This window comes from Clostridium prolinivorans, from assembly GCF_004011155.1.
In the GTDB taxonomy this organism is placed as follows: Bacteria; Bacillota; Clostridia; order Clostridiales; family Clostridiaceae; genus Clostridium_AT; species Clostridium_AT prolinivorans.
On the sequence record NZ_RJWG01000007.1, the window covers coordinates 85,155 to 102,459 of the forward strand.

The window sequence follows — 17,305 nt, forward strand, 5'->3', positions numbered from 1 at the left end:
TTGTTAATTTATGTTTATCAATTAATAAATTTGATATAATAATTATAAACATAAATATTAAAAGGATCTGATAAATATGGTACCATTTAAAGAAGAAATAGATAATGTTAAAAATCAAATAATTAATATTTGCAATCCATTTAAAATAATTCTTTTTGGATCTTGTGCTACTGGTAGTGCTAGAGATGATAGTGATATTGATTTATGCATAATTTGTGATTATGAAGATAAACAAAAGCTATTAACAGAACTATTAATTAATGTAGATTATGAAAGAGATGTAGATTTTATATTATATAGACCAGAAGAGTGGGAAGTTTATAAAGAAGATACGACTACATTTGCCAATTTGATATACAGGAAGGGAATTATTATATATGGTCGATAGTTTAAAATATAAAGAATGGTTTAATACGGCACAAAAGGATTTAAAAGCGGCTAAAATACTTTATGAAAACAATGCAGACAATGGATTAGTATTATTTCACCTTCAGCAGGCTGTAGAAAAATATTTAAAAGGATATTTAATTTATAAAACAGGAATTTTTCAAGAAGGGCATAGTTTGATTAAATTATGTAAAAAAGCAGCTTTTTATAATAAGGAATTTAGAAAATTTATTAAGGACTGTGCAATTTTAAATGGATACTATATAGAAACAAGATATCCATCAGAAGATCCATTAATAGCTGAAGATGATGATGTGAGGGAAGGACTAAAATTTACTAAAAATATAATATCTTTCATAGAAAGTATATTATAAGATAATAATTTTAAAAAATTTAAATTAAGTTTAAATATTTATAATAAATAAATTTTTAAACGAATTTAAGGAGTGAAAAAGCTGTGAGTGAGGAATCAATGAAAGATTTTATGGAAGATTTAAATAATTCCATGAAAAAAATAAAAAAAGGTGATGTAGTAAAAGGAACTGTAATTTCAGTTTCTAATGATGAAGTTTTTGTAAATATAGGCTATATGGCCGATGGAATTATATCAAAAGAAGAGTTTAGTTATGAAGAGGATATAAATTTAAAAGAATCTGTAAAACCTGGTGATGAGATTTATGTTTATATACTAGAAGTTAATGATGGAGAAGGAAATGTAACTTTATCTAAAGTTAAGGCTGAAGAAATTAAGGTTTGGGATGAGCTTAAAGAAGCTTTAGAAAAAGGTAAAACTTTAAATGTTAAAGTTAATGAAGTTGTTAAAGGTGGAGTTATTGCAAATATAAAAGGAGTAAGAGCTTTCATACCTGCTTCACAGCTTTCTTTAAAGTATGTTGAAGACTTAAAAAAATTTTTAGGAAAAACATTAGAGGTAAAGGTTATAGAGATAGATAAAGATAAGAAAAAGGTTGTACTTTCAAGAAAAGAAGTAGAAAAGCTTAAAATAGAGGCACAAAAAGAAAAGCTTTGGGCTTCTCTTGAAAAGGGACAAAAAAGAACAGGAACTGTTACAAGGCTTGCAAAATTTGGTGCTTTTGTTGATTTAGGGGGAGTAGATGGACTAATTCATAATCAAGATCTTTCTTGGAAAAGAGTTATAAATCCTTCTGAAGTGGTAAAAGTAGGAGATAAAGTAGAAGTTTATGTAATTGATTTTGATAAAGAAAAAGGCAGAATTTCATTAGGACTTAAGGAAGTTTCAGAAAATCCTTGGAACAATGTGTCAGATAAATTTAAAGTAAATGATATAGTTGAAGGAACTGTAGTAAGACTTACTGATTTTGGAGCTTTTATTGAAATTTCTGAAGGAATTGAAGGCCTTGTACATATATCAGAAATATCAGAAGAAAGAATTACTAAACCATCATCTGTACTTTCAGTAGGACAAAAGGTAAAAGTTAAAATATTATCTATAGATAAAAAAGCTCAAAAAATAAGCTTAAGTATCAAAGAAGCAGCAAACAATGAGGAAAGAGAAGAAATTAAAGAATTTCTCGAAGATAAATCAGAAGAAGTAACTTTGGGAGACTTATTTAAGGACAAATTAAAAAATTTTAAATTTGAAGAATAAATAAAAAGCTGAAACTTTTAAAATAATATAAAGTTTCAGCTTTTTATTTGTAAGTTTGCTATAAAATTATACAAAGCTTTTTAGCAATTCTAAGTCTTTTATTTTTATAATATCTTTATCATAATCTATAATTCCATCATATTTCATTTTTATAAGCTCCCTAGAAAGAGAAGGTCTTTGAACACCTATCTTATCGGCCCAATCTTTTTTTGTCATATTAATTTTTATTTCAAAAGAATTTTGTTTTTCATATTGAGCTAAAATATATTCACAAATTTTTTGTCTTATAGTTTTAAGTGTTACTTCTTTTAATTTTAAATTTAGTATCATAGCTTTATTAGATAAAATTCTTAAAAATTCTAAAAGAAATTCAGAATTGCTTTGACAAAGTTTTATAACTGAAATTTTATTTATATGTAAAACTATTGTATTATTTTTGGCTATAACATTTATGGGAGAAGTATTTTTGTCTGAAAAAATTAGCATTTCTCCAAATATATCTCCCTTTTTAAATTCTGCTATAGATAATACTTTACCACTTGAATCTATCTTTTGTATTTCTATAATTCCATCAAGGATTAAATTTAAAGTATCACAAGAATCATCTTCGCTAAGTATAATATCTCCTTTGTGATATTTTTTTATTTCATAAGGTATTTTACTAAAAAGGTTAATTAAATCATCTTTAGTGAAACTTTTAAATAAAGATGAAATTTTTATATTATCAATATAATTTATAATTTCCATAATTACTACTCCTGATTAGAATCTATGTCATAGATATCTTTATCTTCATCATTTGAAAAAGTTTTGGATTCTGAAATTTTTCTAAGTTTGGTTTTTAATTTATCATTCTCATAAGTAAGAAGTATAATTTGTTTTTTATACATTATTATTTTATTAGAAAAATACTGATAAATTATAAAGCAAAAGGCACATAAAATTAATATTAAAATAAATGTAAACAATAAAATCTATCTCCTTATTTAGCTTTTATTATAGTATATTCAATAGATTTTTATTGGTTGCTCAAATTATTAAAATTATACTACTTTAGTTAATTCTTCATATTTATAAATAAAATGATCTGCAAGATTAATAATTTCATCAATTTGATGCTCTGAATGAATGTCATGAACTCCTATAACCTTCATACCAGCAGCTTTAGCTCCTTTAATAGCTGATGCTATATCTTCAAATACTACACATTCATTTGGACTAACATTTAATTTATTTGCAGAAAGAAGATAAATGTCTGGAAAATTTTTACCCCTTTTAACTTCTAGTGTAGTACTAATAGCATCAAAATAATCATATATTTTATTATTATTTAAAACTACCTCAAGAAGTTTTGGATGATTGCTGGTTGCAATTGCCAATTTTATACCTTTACTTTTTAATAAATTTAGATATTCTTTTGCATAAGGTTTAAGTTTAATATTATGTGCATATTCATTATAGGCCATTTCATTCCATTCATTCATTATTTTTTCAACATCATCTTTTAAATTAAATCTGTTTTTAAAATATTTTGCTGTATCTAAAAAATTTAAATGTGCTATATTATCAAATAAATCGGAGGGTACTTGCAATCCCCTAAGCTTTAAAAAATCATAGTCTATTTTTTCCCAAAGCCACATGGAATCAATCAAAGTTCCATCTAAATCAAAAATAGCAGCTTTTATATTATCAAACATATATACCTCCTATATTTATATAAAGATCTAAAAATAAAGTTATTATATAATTTTATTTTTAGTATAGCAATAGCATGATTATATCACAAAAAGTCTTTTTATTAAATGTTGACTACTATATATTGATGTAATAGAAAAATAACTCACCTACTTATATTATTTATTTTATTAGACTATATTTAACTTTTATAGTTAATATATATATAAATATATATATAAGTTTATTAGTATGTTATATATTCATATAAAAAAGTTGATAATCTAAATAAATGTATAAAAAAATAAAAAATAATAAATAATAATTATTATAAATTTAAAATTGGAGTGAGTTTTATGAGAACTGTATTGTTAATTATGGTTGGCGGAATAATTGGTTTTTTTGCAGCTGCTCTTTGTAAAGCTGCAGGAAAGGCAGATGAAGAAATAGAAAAAATAGAAAGAAAAATAGAAAAATAATAATACAATAAATAATTTAATATTTGTAATTATATTTAAAATAAATGATAGCCATTCTCCCTATTATTTCATAGATTATATTAAGACATATTTTATTAAATAAAATAACAATTGTAATTTCTAGGGGGAAATATGGTATTTATAATAGCTCTAGTAATTTTTATTGTAGTTGTTACTGTTATGGCAGGCTGCTATAAAGCTATGAGTTTTTATATAGAAGCAAAAAATTATCAAAATAATAAAAACAAATAATATTAAAATAATATTTGTTTTTATAAAAAAATTAATTAATAATTATTATTTATGTGATATAAAAATAAAAGCTATGCATAAAAGATTTTATTTAATTTATGTATGGCTTTTATTTTTATATGAAATATTTTTATATTTTTTAAAATAATTATTTAAATTATATGAAAAATATTTATTAAAATTATAAATATGATTTGAGTACATTAATTTGATTTAATTTGGATACATTAAATTAATAAGAAGTAATAAAATTTATATATTAAAAATTTTATATACTAAGATTATATAAAATAGGAGGATTACTAACATGAAAAGAAAATATAAAAATTTGTGTGATGATATAGTTGCAGGAACATTTGCTGTTATAGGAATAAGCGCTGCTGCTTGTGCCATTTATAAATTTATGAAATGTAAAGAAGAAAAAAATCAGTATTATCAAGAAGATAAAAATGAGTGTTTTCAAGAAGAAAATCCATGTAATTATGAAAATGAAGAACTTAAAATAACAAAAAGTGCAAAAAAGGTTTTATTAAATAAAATAGGAGCTACTTATTCTGAAATAGAAGAAGCACAAAAGAACAATAAAACAGCTTTTGATTTAGCAAAAGAAAAGGGATTTAGTGAAGAACAGCTTAAAATGTTTATAAATCAAGATAGATTTTTATCTATTGATGAATTAGTTTTAAATAGAAAAATAAGCAAAGAAATAGGTGAACACGTAAAAGAAAAAATTAAAGAACATACTGATAGATGGGATGGAAAAATTTTATAATGGTCGGAGTGACAGGATTTGAACCTGCGGCCTCATGCTCCCGAAGCACGCGCGCTACCAACTGCGCTACACCCCGATAAGATTTATATAATAATTATATTTAAAAATAAAAAAAAGTTCAACAAAGATTTAAAAAAGGTAAAAACATAAGAATAAACTATATGTTTATTTATGATTATAACTCATTAATAAAATATATAGGCAATTATCCAATTGATTTATGAATTTATGAGATAGTTTCTGTAAATTATTTAGAAATATAAATTATTTAGAAATATAGAAGATATAAAAAAATAAATGAGTTATCATATGATAACTCATTTATTTTGGTCGGGGTGACAGGGATTGAACCTGCGACCTCATGGTCCCAAACCACGCGCGCTCCCATCTGCGCCACACCCCGAAGTACAATAAGTATTATATTATGAAAATGAGAAAAAATCAAGAGATTTTTATAAAAAATACAATATAAGGTCTATGAAAAAAATACCATAGACCTTATTAAAAATTAAAGGGGGAATCTAATTTATTTTTGTTTTTCTACTTTATCTTTATCTCCTGTACCTTTTGTAGGGACTGTAGAAACTACAAATCCCACTAAAATTGATACAAGAGAAGGTGCTATAATGTTTATATATTGAATGTATCTAGTACGATACATTATAAATGCTGCAATGCCAGTTATAGCCAATGAGGCTAAAAAAATAATAATAACAAATTTTGCAAAGGAACTAAGAAATTTTTCATAAATTTTATGTCTTGTTGAACCACTTATTATATTTTTAAACAAAAAGTATGAAGCCATAATAATTATTATATCTACAGCGGCTGCTATTAAAAAATTTTTCATAACTAAGACCTCACTTTTAATTAAGGTAATATTAAATAAAATTTATTATAAAATAGGTAAATATAAAAATATATCACGTTAGTTTTAAAAGTATAAGTAATATAATCAAAGTAATTTAATAATAAAGTTATACAAAATACTCTTAGGTATAGTTTTAACCAATTTTTATTTTTTTAGACATAAATAAAAAAATAAAAATTTAATATCAGTAATTTTAAATTCAATAAAATGTTCTAAAATTTTTATACTATTGCCAGTAGCTTTACTGGTGCTTTTTTATATTTTTGTTCAACTATTAATGGGAATAGTTGTATATTAGGGCATTATCATAAATCAATTATAGACATTAATAAAAAAATAAAAATTTAATTGCATAATTATAAAAAAACGTGTATAATGTTTCGTGAAATATGTAAAATACAAAATAAATATATAAACCTAATACTAAATACAGGGGGTCAAATTTAAATGAAAAAGAGATATTTTAAATTGGCAGCATTTGCTCTTACAGCAATTTTAACAGTAGGATTATCAGGATGTGGAAGTAATAAATCTGCTGGTGATAATACAAACTCAGATAAACAAGTAAAATCAGAAAGTAAATTAGATGAAATAAAGAAAAAAGGAAAGATAGTTTTAGGTACTAGTCCAGATTATCCTCCTTATGAATTTATTAAAGAAGAAAATGGCAAACAAACAGTTGTAGGTTTTGACATAGAAATTGCAAAGCTTATTGCAAAAGATTTAGGAGTTGAGCTTGAAATAAAAGAAATGGATTTTAAAGGGCTTTTAAGTGCTCTTCAAGCTGGAAGTATAGACATGGTATTAGCTGGTATGACTCCAAATGAAGATAGAAAAAAGAGTGTTGATTTTTCTAATGTATATTATACTGCAGTTCAAAAGGTTGTAGTAAGAGCTGAAGATAAAGATAAAATTAAATCTATAGATGATCTAAAAGGAAAGAAAGTTGGCGTTCAAAAGGGTGCTATACAAGAAGAAATTGCAGCTAAACAGATGCCAAACTCTGAAGCTAAAGCTCTTTCAAAAATTTCAGATATAACTTTAGCACTTAAAACTAAAAAAATAGATGCAGCAATTATAGAAGAACCAGTTGCTAAATCTAATGTTTCTGCAAATAGTGATTTAGCAATATCAGATATAAATTTAAAAACTGAAGAAGCAGGTTCAGCAGTTGCATTTAAAAAGGGAAATAAAGAACTTGTAGATGCAGTTAACAAAACAATAGACAAACTTATACAAGATAAAACTATAGATAAATTAGTTACTGAAGCAACAAATTTATTTGAATCAAAATAAAATATTAAATTAGTAAAGTTAGGCAGTAATGCCTAACCTACTTTTATGTTTATATATATTTAGCATAAAAATAAATATTAGTTAAGCAGAGTAGTTTTTAAATAATTATTATATAATTAAATTATAATAATCTATAGATTAACTTTTATTGATAATTATTTTAAATAAAAAAAGATAGGAGGAACTTATTTGGATTTTTCGTTTTTGCCTAAATATTATATGTTTTTTATAGATGGTGCAAAATTTACAATAATGCTTGCCTTTTTTACTGTTTTAATTGGGAGCATATTAGGTCTTTTCCTTGCACTTCTTAGAATATCGAAAATTAAAATATTTAATTTTATAGCAGCAGCTTATGTTGAGTTTATAAGAGGGACTCCTCTTATGGTCCAAATTTTTATTATATATTATGCATTACCAGATATTATAGGAGTAAATTTACCAGAGATACCTTCAGCAATTATTGCATTAGCAGTAAATAGTGCAGCTTATGTTTCTGAAATAATAAGAGCTGGTATCCAAGCAGTTGACAAAGGTCAGATGGAAGCAGCACGTTCACTTGGAATGCCTTATGGTATGGCTATGAGATATGTAATAGTACCACAGGCAATTAAGAATATACTTCCTGCACTTGGTAACGAATTTGTTACTGTTATAAAAGAATCCTCAGTTGTTTCAGTTATAGGAATTAAAGAACTTATGTATAATACTGACACAGTAAGGGGTAATACTTTTAGAGCTTTTGAGCCTTTAATAATAGGTGCATTTGTATATTTTGTTATGACTTTTTCTCTTTCAAAGCTTATGGGCTGGATTGAAAGGAGGATGAAAACTAGTGATTAAAGTAACTAATTTAAATAAATATTTTGGTAAACTTCATGTACTTAAAGATATAAATATTGAAATAAATAAAGGTGAAGTAGTTGTTATTATAGGTCCAAGTGGTTCTGGCAAAAGTACTTTTTTAAGATGTTTAAATCGTCTTGAAGAACCAACTGAAGGAGAAATTATATTTGAAGGTACATCTATTACAGATAAAAATACTAATATAAATATATTAAGGCAAAAAATGGGTATGGTTTTTCAACAATTTAATCTTTTCCCTAATATGACAGTTTTAGATAATATAACTATTTCTCCAAGAAAGTTAAAAAAAGTTTCTAAAGAAGAAGCTGATAAAATAGCTTATGGTTTATTGAAAAGAATTGGACTTTCTGATAAGGCTCAAAGTTATCCAACACAACTTTCAGGAGGACAAAAACAGAGAATTGCTATAGCAAGAGCTTTGGCTATGTCTCCAGATGTTATGCTTTTTGATGAACCAACTTCAGCTCTTGATCCAGAGATGGTAGGGGAAGTTTTAGATGTTATGAAAGAATTAGCTTCAGAGGGAATGACAATGGTTGTTGTAACTCACGAAATGGGTTTTGCAAAAGAAGTAGGAGATAGAGTTATTTTTATGGATGAAGGGAAAATACTTGAACAGGGAACCCCTGATGAAATATTTAAAAGTCCTAAGGAAGATAGAACAAAAGATTTTTTAAGAAAAGTTTTGTAAAATAAAAAACTGAGATATCTCAGTTTTTTATTTTTGTAATATTTAATTTTGTCACTAATAGATGTGGACTAATGTCGTGTATGTTTAAATTGAATGAAAACGATTTGCAATATATAATAAAATCAAGATAAAGAAAAGGAGTTCTGCAGAAAGCCTTATTCATTTATATTAATAACAATCATAATATTTTATTTACGAAAAATCTAATTAGCAAACATTTGTTAAGACGTAATAATAATTATACTAAATAATTTATAATTTTAAAATAGGAGGGAAGTAAGATGGCAAATCTACAAACTAATGCAGCAGTTAAAAAGGGAAAGACTCAAGAACAAATTCAAAGATTTGGACGTTTTTTAAGCGGTATGGTTATGCCAAATATTGGTGCATTTATAGCTTGGGGACTTATAACGGCATTATTTATTCCTACTGGATGGATACCAAATGAAAATTTAGCAAAATTAGTTGGACCTATGATAACTTATCTTCTTCCACTTTTAATAGGTTATACTGGTGGTAAGATTGTCAGCGGAGTTAGAGGTGGAGTACTTGGAGCTATAGCTACAATGGGAGTTATAGTTGGAGCTAGTGTACCAATGTTTTTAGGTGCAATGATTGTGGGACCTTTAGCAGGTTTTATTATAAAGAAGTTTGATGAGGCAATAGATGGGAAAATACCTGCAGGCTTTGAAATGTTAGTAAATAATTTTTCAGCAGGAATTATTGGAGCTTTACTTACATTGATTGCTTATTTAGGAATAGGACCAGTAGTTCAAGGATTAAATAATATTTTAAAATCTGGAGTTGAGGCAATAGTAAATGCAGGGTTACTCCCACTAGCTTCTATATTTGTTGAACCAGGTAAAATTCTTTTCTTAAATAATGCTATTAATCACGGAGTATTAGGACCTATAGGAATTCAAGAAGCTAAGGATTTTGGTAAATCTATATTTTTCTTAATTGAAACTAACCCAGGTCCAGGACTTGGAATACTTTTAGCATATTGGATGTTTGCAAAGGGTATGATAAAACAGTCAGCACCAGGTGCTATTATAATTCACTTTTTAGGTGGAATACATGAAATATATTTTCCATATGTTCTTATGAATCCAGCATTACTATTGGCAGTAATAGCAGGTGGAGCAAGCGGAGTATTAACCTTTAGCATTTTAGGAGCTGGGCTTGTTGCGACACCATCACCAGGAAGTATTATTGCTCTATTAACAATGACACCTAAAGGAAGCTATTTTGGAGTAATAGCTGGAGTTATTGTATCAACAGTAGTATCTTTCTTAGTAGCATCTTACTTTGTTAAGAAAAATGCAGATAAGATGGATGATTCAGAACTAACTGATGCTAAAGATAAAGTTAAAGAATTAAAGAATGTGTCAAATGTATCAGTAAAGAAAAATGTCAGCAGAATAATATTTGCTTGTGACGCTGGAATGGGTTCTAGTGCTATGGGAGCTACTACATTAAGAAATAAACTTAAAAAAGCTGGACTTAATATAGAAGTAGTTCACTGTGCAGTAGATGAAGTCCCATCTGATGCAGAAATAGTTATAACCCACGAAAGTTTAACTGACAGAGCAAGAAGAAAAGCTCCAAATGCAGAGCATATATCTATAAAGAATTTTATGAACAGTCCAGAATATGATGAATTAGTAAAAAGATTGTTATAATACTCAAAAATAAATAGGCAGGCGGCGGAGTAATATCCGCTGCTACCCCTTTTAATAATAAGGTGGTTAAGCATGAATAAAATAAAAGTTACACTAAGACAAAAGGAAATATTAAAAATAATATGCAGTGAATATAGATATATAACTGTATCTAGTATAGCTGAAAAATTAGGAATAAGCTCTAGAACAGTATTAAGGGAACTTGAAGATATAGAAGGTTTTCTTAAAGCTTATAATTGCAGTTTGGATAAAAAATCAGGCATGGGTATAAAGCTAAAGGGAAAAGATGAAGATAGAAAAAATGTTTTAAATAGTTTAGAACAAAACAAAGAGATAAAAAATTATTCTTCAAAAGAAAGGCAAATTATTATTTTATCAGAACTTCTCAATGAAAAGGAACCTATAAAGCTTTTTAATTTTACTAAATCTTTAAATGTTAGCGAAGGAACAGTAAGTCATGATTTGGATAAAATTGAAAAGTGGCTTAAAGATTATAAATTAAAATTAATAAGAAAACCAGGGGTTGGAGTATATATTGAAGGTAAAGAAGAAGAATTTAGAAAAGCTATAGTTAATTTAATTTATGAAAATATGAATGAAATGGAACTTTTAGATTTGATTAGAGAAAATTTATCTGTATATGTAAATACAAGAGAAAAATTATTAAATTTTATAGATAAAGATATAATTAGGAAATTAGAAACCTTGATATTTGAAGTAGAAAATACATTTAATTATAAATTAGCAGATAATGCATGTGTTGCTCTTATTGTTCATTTAGCTCTTGCTATAGAAAGAATAAAAAAAGATGAAAAAATAAGAATGGATAAAGTTTTTTTACAAGGACTTAAAAAATATGATGAGTTTAAAATAGCTAAATATTTATCTATAAAAATATCAAAGGAATTTAATATAGAAATACCAGAAGATGAAGTAGGCTATATAACTATGCATTTAAGAGGTTCAAAAAGTTTTGAAGGTAAAAATTCAGATAATGAACTTGAAAGTTTAGCTAAAGAAATGATTAAAATAGCAGAAATTGAAACTGGAAGCTTTTTAGAATACAATGAGCAGTCTATATTATGGCTTACTAATCATTTAGGACCAGCAATAAATAGATTAAAGATGAAAATGAATATTAGAAATCCTCTGCTTAAGGAAATTAAAGAACATTATCCAGAGATTTTTAAATTAGCTAAAAAATGTGTTGAACCAGTTGAAAAAAAATATAATATCAATATGCCTGAATCAGAAATAGCTTATATTGCTATGCATTTAGGAGCAGTGTTAGAAAAAGGGAAATCCGTAAAAAGAACTTATAAAATTGTGATTTCTTGTACCACAGGCATAGGGACATCAAGACTTCTTGCAGCAAGAATTGAAAAGGAATATGACAATATTAAAGTTATTGATATTATATCTTCAATTAATATAGATGAAGATTTTCTTATAAATAAAGGTATAGATTTTATTATTTCTACTGTACCTATTGAAACAACAAAACTTCCAGTAGCAATAGTAAATCCATTGTTTTTTCAAAAAGATAAAGAATTAGTAGATAATTTGATGAAACAGATTAAAAATACTCCAATTAATAAAAATAAAATACAAGAAGATTCAACGAATTTAAAGGATAAGTTATCAAAGATTAACATTTACACAGAAGGCATTTTGCAAATTTTAGATAATATTTTTGTATATGATTATAATAATTTTAATAATATAGATGAAATTATAAAAGAAGTTAGCTTTAAACTTGGGGATTCCCCAAATAATAAAGATTATATTGAAAAAGATTTAATGGCAAGAGAAAAAATAGGAAGTACAATTCTAACAGGATTTGAAACTATGCTGCTTCATTGTAAAACATCAGGAGTAAAACAATTAATTTTTGGTGCAGTTAGGCTAAAAGAACATTTATCTGTAATAAATACAGAAGGTGAATATGAAAATATAAATCTTGCCATTATTATGTTAGTACCAAAAGATTGTAATAAAATGCATCTAGATATTATGGGATTTTTAAGTACAAAGCTAATTGAAGAACCTGACTTTATTGATTGTTTAAAAAAAGCTGATAAAGAGGATATATATTTAAAATTAAATAATTTTCTTGATGAGTTTTATAAAACAAAATTTAATTAACCATAAAAATCAGACTATATAGGAGGAATTCAATGTGGGATTTAAATTTTTTTCAAGTTTAAATAACAAAAAGGAAAGTTCATGCGAAAAAAAAGTACAGTTAGAAACTAATTATGAAAATAAAGAGAATGAAATATTATTAAAAAGCAATATTAAGCTTAATTTACCTTCAGTAGATAAATATGAGGCTATAAAAATGGCAGGTAAACTTTTAGTAGAAAGTGGATATGTTGATGAAAATTACATTCAAGCAATGATTGAAAGAGAAAATGATTTGAGTACTTATATGGGTAATGGTGTAGCTATACCTCATGGGGTAGGAAAAGCTAAACAATTTATTAAAAAATCCGGCATTGTAGTACTTCAATTTCCAGAAGGCATAGATTTTGGTGAAGAAAAAGCTTACCTTGTTATTGGAATAGCAGGTGTTGGAGATGAGCATATTAATATACTTTCTAATATTGCCACTATAATAGGCGAAGACGAGAACAAAATTCAGGAACTAAAAATGACAAAGGATGTGAATTATATTTATGAAACCTTTACAGCAAATTAAATTAGTAACAGTAACATTAAATCCAGCAGTAGATAAAACTGTAGAAATTAATGATTTTAAAGCTGGAGATGTTAATAGAATATCATCTATAAGATTAGATGCAGGTGGAAAAGGAATAAATGTTTCAAAAGTTATTAAAAGCCTTAATGGAGAAAGCATAGCACTTGGAATTCTTTCAGGGAAAAATGGAGAATTTATAAGAGATTATTTAAATTCTTTAAATATTGAAAATAATTTTGTGTTTACTAAAGGAGAAACAAGAACAAATCTTAAAATTATAGATAGTATCAATAAAAAAAATACAGATATAAATGAACCTGGGAATATTGTATCTATAGAAGATTTAAATAGGCTTGAAGAAAGCATTTTTAAAGTAGTAAATAAAGATAGCATATTAATTTTATCAGGCAGTGTACCAGAAGGCGTTCCTAAAGATATTTATGCAGTTTGGATAAAAAAGGCTAAAGAGCAAGGAGCAAAAACTATATTGGATGCAGATGGAGAATTATTAAAAGAAGGAGTAAAAGCAGGTCCATATTTAGTTAAACCTAATATTCATGAACTTGAAAAATTCTGTAATAAAAAACTTGAGAGTATGAAAGATGTAGTTGAATCTGCTGAAGAATTCTTTAAATATGGAGTTGAAAGAGTTGTTGTATCTTTAGGCAAAGATGGAGGACTATTTATAGATAAAGATAATGTCATTCATGCTGAAGGTATTAAAGTACCTGTTAAAAGTACTGTAGGTGCAGGAGATTCTATGGTAGCAGCTTTAGCACTAAGCATTGAAAGAAACTATTCTTTAGAAAAAGCTGTAGTATTATCAACAGCTGTTAGTGCTGCAAATGTTATGACATCTGGAACAGAACCTGCAGAACTTAAAGATATTTTAGAATTAGAAAAAAAAGTAAAATTTAAATATATAATAAGAAAAGGTGGTAGAGATTATGAAGACTAAGGCTGTAAGATTATATGGAGCAAATGATTTAAGATTAGAGGAATTTGAACTTCCTGAAATAAAAGATGATGAAATATTAGTAGAAATTATATCCGATAGTATTTGTATGTCAACTTACAAATGTGCAATACTTGGAGAAAATCATAAAAGAGTTCCAAAAGATGTTCATGAAAATCCAATAATAATTGGACATGAATTTGCAGGTAATATAGTAAAGGTTGGAAAGAAATGGCAGAATCAGTTTAAACCTGGTACAAAATTTGCACAGCAACCAGCCCTAAATTATAAAGGGAGTATGGCATCACCTGGATATTCTTATATGTACTTTGGAGGAGATGCAACTTATGCTATAATTCCTCAAGAAGTAATGGAACTTGGATGCCTTCTAAATTATAAAGGAGATGCATATTATGAGGCTTCACTTGCTGAACCAATGTCTTGTATAATTGGAGCCTTCCATGCAAATTATCATACTGAAATGGGAAAATATGTTCATCATATGGGCATAAAAGAAGGTGGAAAATTAGCAATACTTGCAGGAGCAGGTCCAATGGGACTTGGTGCAATAGATTATGCACTTCACTGTGATAGAAGACCTGGACTTTTGGTTGTAACTGATGTAGATGATAACAGGTTAAAAAGAGCAGAAGAAATATTTACAAAAGAAGAGGCTAAAGAATGTGGAGTAGATTTAATATTTGTTAATACTAAAAATTTAGAAAATCCTGAAAAATATTTAATCGAGGTTAGTGGAGGGACAGGATTTGATGATGTATTTGCTTTTGCACCAGTAAAATCTGTTGTTGAACAAGCAGATAAAATTTTAGGAAGAGATGGATGTTTAAACTTCTTTGCAGGACCAACAGATACTAAATTTTCTGGTGAAATAAATTATTATAATGTTCATTATGCTTCAACTCACATAATGGGAACAACAGGTGGAAATACTGATGATTTAATAGAATCATTAAAGCTTACAGAACAAAGAAGGATTAATCCAGCAGTTATGGTAACTCATATAGGAGGACTTAATTGTGTTGCTGAGACTACACTTAATTTACCCAAAATTCCTGGAGGGAAAAAACTTATCTACACTCATATAGATATGGAGCTTACTGCTATTGAAGATTTTGAGGAAAAGGGGAAAACAGATAAACGTTTTGCAAAATTATTTGAAATAGTAAGCAAAAACAAAGGATTATGGTGCCCTGAAGCAGAGAAATACCTTTTAGAAAACTTTAAATAAATATATTTTATATTTTAAATTAAAAATAACAGCAATAGGATGTATTATAACCTATTGCTGTTATTTTTGTAGAATATATTTTATATTTAATAAATTATATTTAAAGAATATTATTAATATACAGAGTATGAAATTGTATAAATTGTATAAATTAAATAAAATGGTAATGTTTATACTAGTTAGAATTTTATAAATGATAACATTTATGATATTATTTATTTGTTGATACTATTTTTTAGAAATATTTAATTATAATATTTTATAATAATTAAAGGAGGAATTATGGTTGGATAATATAGAAAATTTAATAAATTTTAAAAAGCAAAATGAAAAAGGAGGAGGAGATGAAAATATAGAAATACAGCATAATTTAAATAAACTTACGGCAAGAGAAAGAATAGAAAATCTTTTAGATGAAGGTACATTTATAGAGATAGGATCTTTTGTTGAAAATAATGGAGGGGGAGTAGTAACAGGATATGGAACAATAGATGGAAGACTTGTATACGTATTTAGTCAAGATTATACTGTAGATGGTGGAAGTATAAGTATTGCAGGCAGTAATAAAATTTGCAGAATAATAGATATGGCTATTAAAATGGGGGCGCCTATAATACAAATTTTTGATTCTATAGGGGCTAAAATAGAAAATGGAATTGAGGTATTAGGAGCTTATGGAAATATAATAAGAAAAAATACTGAAGCTTCTGGTGTTGTACCTCAAATAGCAGTAATAGCAGGGCCTTGTACGGGAGCAGCATCAGTTAGTGCAGCTATGAGTGATTTCACAATAATAGTTAAAAAAAATGGAGAATTATATATAAACTCTCCAGAAAAAATAATTTCAAAGGAATTAAGATACATAGATATAAATGAATATGCTACTGATTTTAATATAAGTAAAAATGGAACGGCTCAATTTACTGCAGAAAATGAACAGGAAGCTTTAAGTACAGTTAGAAAGATTTTAACTTATCTACCATCTAATAATTTAGAAACTCCACCTTTAGGCATTAGTGAAGAATTAAGCAGTGTAGAAAATAGACTTAATGAAATATCAAAAGAGGAAAACTATGATATATATGAAGTTATAAATTTAATTTTTGATAAGGATAGTTTTCTTGAGGTAAATTCAAATTTTCAAAAAGAAGTCTTAACAGGATTTGCAAGATTAAATGGAGTTACAGTAGGTATTATGGCTATAGATAAAATAGAAAAGAATAACGGTTTAGGAAGGGAAAGCTTTGAAAAACTTATAAGATTTGTAAAATTATGCAGTTGCTTTAATATACCAATTTTAAGTTTTGTTGATATAAAAGAATTAAAAACAGATTTAGATGAAGAAAAAAATGGATTAGCTCTTACTTTATCAAGATTTATATACACTCTTTCTGATGCCAAAATTCCTAAAATTGCTCTAATAATAGGAGAAGCTTATGGAAGTAATTTTTTAGCCTTTGCAAGTAAAGAGGTATCTTTTGATATTACATATGCTTGGCCTAATGCTAAAATTTGTATAGGAGAACCTGAAAATATAATAAAAATTTTATATAAAGAAGAAATAATAGCTTCTGATAATCCAAAAGAAAAAGAAAAAGAAATTATAAAAAAGTATAAAGAAGAAATTACAAATCCTTATAAAGCAGCAGAAAAAGGATATATAGATGATATTATTTTACCTTCTGAATCTAGGATAAGATTGTTTGCAATTTTAGATATGCTTCAAAGTAAGAGAGAAATTAGTTATCCTAAAAAGTATGGAAGTGTACTAATTTAACAACTACAAAATATTTATAATT

At 26.5% G+C, this 17,305-nt stretch carries 18 protein-coding genes and 2 tRNA genes; 14 read left to right on the forward strand and 6 right to left on the reverse strand.

Annotated elements, in window-relative coordinates; genetic code table 11:
• Positions 1-76 precede the first annotated feature (76 nt).
• From EGD97_RS12385 to rpsA, 3 genes are all read left to right on the forward strand, one after another.
• On the forward strand, positions 77-388 hold the full coding sequence (locus tag EGD97_RS12385; RefSeq protein ID WP_164850178.1) for a nucleotidyltransferase domain-containing protein: 312 nt from the start codon (positions 77-79) through the stop codon (positions 386-388).
• A complete protein-coding gene (locus tag EGD97_RS12390; protein WP_164850179.1) occupies positions 378-761 on the forward strand; it encodes a HEPN domain-containing protein in 384 nt (127 codons plus the stop codon). Before EGD97_RS12385 ends, EGD97_RS12390 begins: the two co-directional genes overlap by 11 nt.
• 83 nt (positions 762-844) lie before the next feature.
• A complete protein-coding gene (gene rpsA, locus EGD97_RS07735) occupies positions 845-2,017 on the forward strand; it encodes a 30S ribosomal protein S1 (protein WP_180376991.1) in 1,173 nt (390 codons plus the stop codon).
• 66 nt (positions 2,018-2,083) lie between these two features.
• Here rpsA and EGD97_RS07740 read toward each other — a convergent pair whose 3' ends face one another.
• From EGD97_RS07740 to EGD97_RS07745, 3 genes are all read right to left on the reverse strand, one after another.
• Entirely contained in the window at positions 2,084-2,764 is a 681-nt protein-coding gene (locus EGD97_RS07740; RefSeq protein WP_078682638.1) for a Crp/Fnr family transcriptional regulator, read from the reverse strand.
• 5 nt (positions 2,765-2,769) lie between these two features.
• Positions 2,770-2,985 carry a hypothetical protein gene (locus EGD97_RS12395; RefSeq protein ID WP_078682637.1) on the reverse strand — a complete coding sequence of 72 codons (216 nt, stop codon included), beginning with the start codon at positions 2,983-2,985 and terminating at the stop codon, positions 2,770-2,772.
• A gap of 75 nt (positions 2,986-3,060) precedes the next feature.
• Positions 3,061-3,714, reverse strand: coding sequence for an HAD family hydrolase (locus tag EGD97_RS07745; RefSeq protein WP_078682636.1), 654 nt, complete (start codon positions 3,712-3,714; stop codon positions 3,061-3,063).
• Between the two features lie 333 nt (positions 3,715-4,047).
• On the opposite strand from EGD97_RS07745, the gene EGD97_RS07750 reads away from it, so the two are divergent.
• Together EGD97_RS07750 and EGD97_RS07755 are read left to right on the forward strand one after the other, a co-directional pair.
• Positions 4,048-4,170, forward strand: coding sequence for a DUF3789 domain-containing protein (locus EGD97_RS07750; RefSeq protein WP_127836985.1), 123 nt, complete (start codon positions 4,048-4,050; stop codon positions 4,168-4,170).
• Between the two features lie 559 nt (positions 4,171-4,729).
• A complete protein-coding gene (locus tag EGD97_RS07755; protein ID WP_078682635.1) occupies positions 4,730-5,194 on the forward strand; it encodes a hypothetical protein in 465 nt (154 codons plus the stop codon).
• On the opposite strand, the gene EGD97_RS07760 is transcribed toward EGD97_RS07755, so the two are convergent.
• From EGD97_RS07760 to EGD97_RS07770, 3 genes are all read right to left on the reverse strand, one after another.
• Positions 5,195-5,270 (reverse strand) — tRNA-Pro (locus EGD97_RS07760). It abuts the gene before it with no gap.
• Positions 5,271-5,521: 251 nt separating this feature from the next.
• A tRNA-Pro gene (locus tag EGD97_RS07765) sits at positions 5,522-5,597 on the reverse strand.
• A gap of 123 nt (positions 5,598-5,720) precedes the next feature.
• Complete coding sequence (locus EGD97_RS07770; protein WP_127836986.1) at positions 5,721-6,044, reverse strand: hypothetical protein; 324 nt, start codon at positions 6,042-6,044, stop codon at positions 5,721-5,723.
• Between the two features lie 468 nt (positions 6,045-6,512).
• Here EGD97_RS07770 and EGD97_RS07775 point away from each other — a divergent pair, with 468 nt between their 5' ends.
• From EGD97_RS07775 to EGD97_RS07815, 9 genes are all read left to right on the forward strand, one after another.
• The gene (locus tag EGD97_RS07775; protein WP_127836987.1) at positions 6,513-7,361 is read left to right on the forward strand and encodes a transporter substrate-binding domain-containing protein; all 849 of its coding nucleotides are present in this window, start codon (positions 6,513-6,515) and stop codon (positions 7,359-7,361) included.
• Positions 7,362-7,550: 189 nt separating this feature from the next.
• Positions 7,551-8,204 carry an amino acid ABC transporter permease gene (locus tag EGD97_RS07780; protein ID WP_078682632.1) on the forward strand — a complete coding sequence of 218 codons (654 nt, stop codon included), beginning with the start codon at positions 7,551-7,553 and terminating at the stop codon, positions 8,202-8,204.
• Positions 8,197-8,919 (forward strand): amino acid ABC transporter ATP-binding protein, encoded by a 723-nt coding sequence (locus EGD97_RS07785; RefSeq protein ID WP_078682631.1) that lies wholly within the window; start codon positions 8,197-8,199, stop codon positions 8,917-8,919. Before EGD97_RS07780 ends, EGD97_RS07785 begins: the two co-directional genes overlap by 8 nt.
• Before the next feature lie 281 nt (positions 8,920-9,200).
• Positions 9,201-10,601: a PTS mannitol transporter subunit IICB gene (locus EGD97_RS07790; RefSeq protein ID WP_127836988.1), complete on the forward strand. Its 1,401-nt coding sequence runs from the start codon at positions 9,201-9,203 to the stop codon at positions 10,599-10,601.
• A gap of 72 nt (positions 10,602-10,673) precedes the next feature.
• Positions 10,674-12,746, forward strand: coding sequence for a BglG family transcription antiterminator (locus EGD97_RS07795; RefSeq protein ID WP_127836989.1), 2,073 nt, complete (start codon positions 10,674-10,676; stop codon positions 12,744-12,746).
• A 34-nt stretch (positions 12,747-12,780) separates the two neighbouring features.
• Entirely contained in the window at positions 12,781-13,302 is a 522-nt protein-coding gene (locus EGD97_RS07800) for a PTS sugar transporter subunit IIA (protein WP_127836990.1), read from the forward strand.
• Positions 13,280-14,260: a 1-phosphofructokinase gene (gene pfkB / locus EGD97_RS07805; protein WP_127836991.1), complete on the forward strand. Its 981-nt coding sequence runs from the start codon at positions 13,280-13,282 to the stop codon at positions 14,258-14,260. Before EGD97_RS07800 ends, pfkB begins: the two co-directional genes overlap by 23 nt.
• Positions 14,250-15,506 carry a zinc-binding dehydrogenase gene (locus EGD97_RS07810; protein ID WP_078682626.1) on the forward strand — a complete coding sequence of 419 codons (1,257 nt, stop codon included), beginning with the start codon at positions 14,250-14,252 and terminating at the stop codon, positions 15,504-15,506. The genes pfkB and EGD97_RS07810 overlap by 11 nt, the downstream gene beginning before the upstream one ends.
• A gap of 286 nt (positions 15,507-15,792) precedes the next feature.
• The gene (locus EGD97_RS07815; RefSeq protein ID WP_078682625.1) at positions 15,793-17,283 is read left to right on the forward strand and encodes an acyl-CoA carboxylase subunit beta; all 1,491 of its coding nucleotides are present in this window, start codon (positions 15,793-15,795) and stop codon (positions 17,281-17,283) included.
• Positions 17,284-17,305 lie beyond the last annotated feature (22 nt).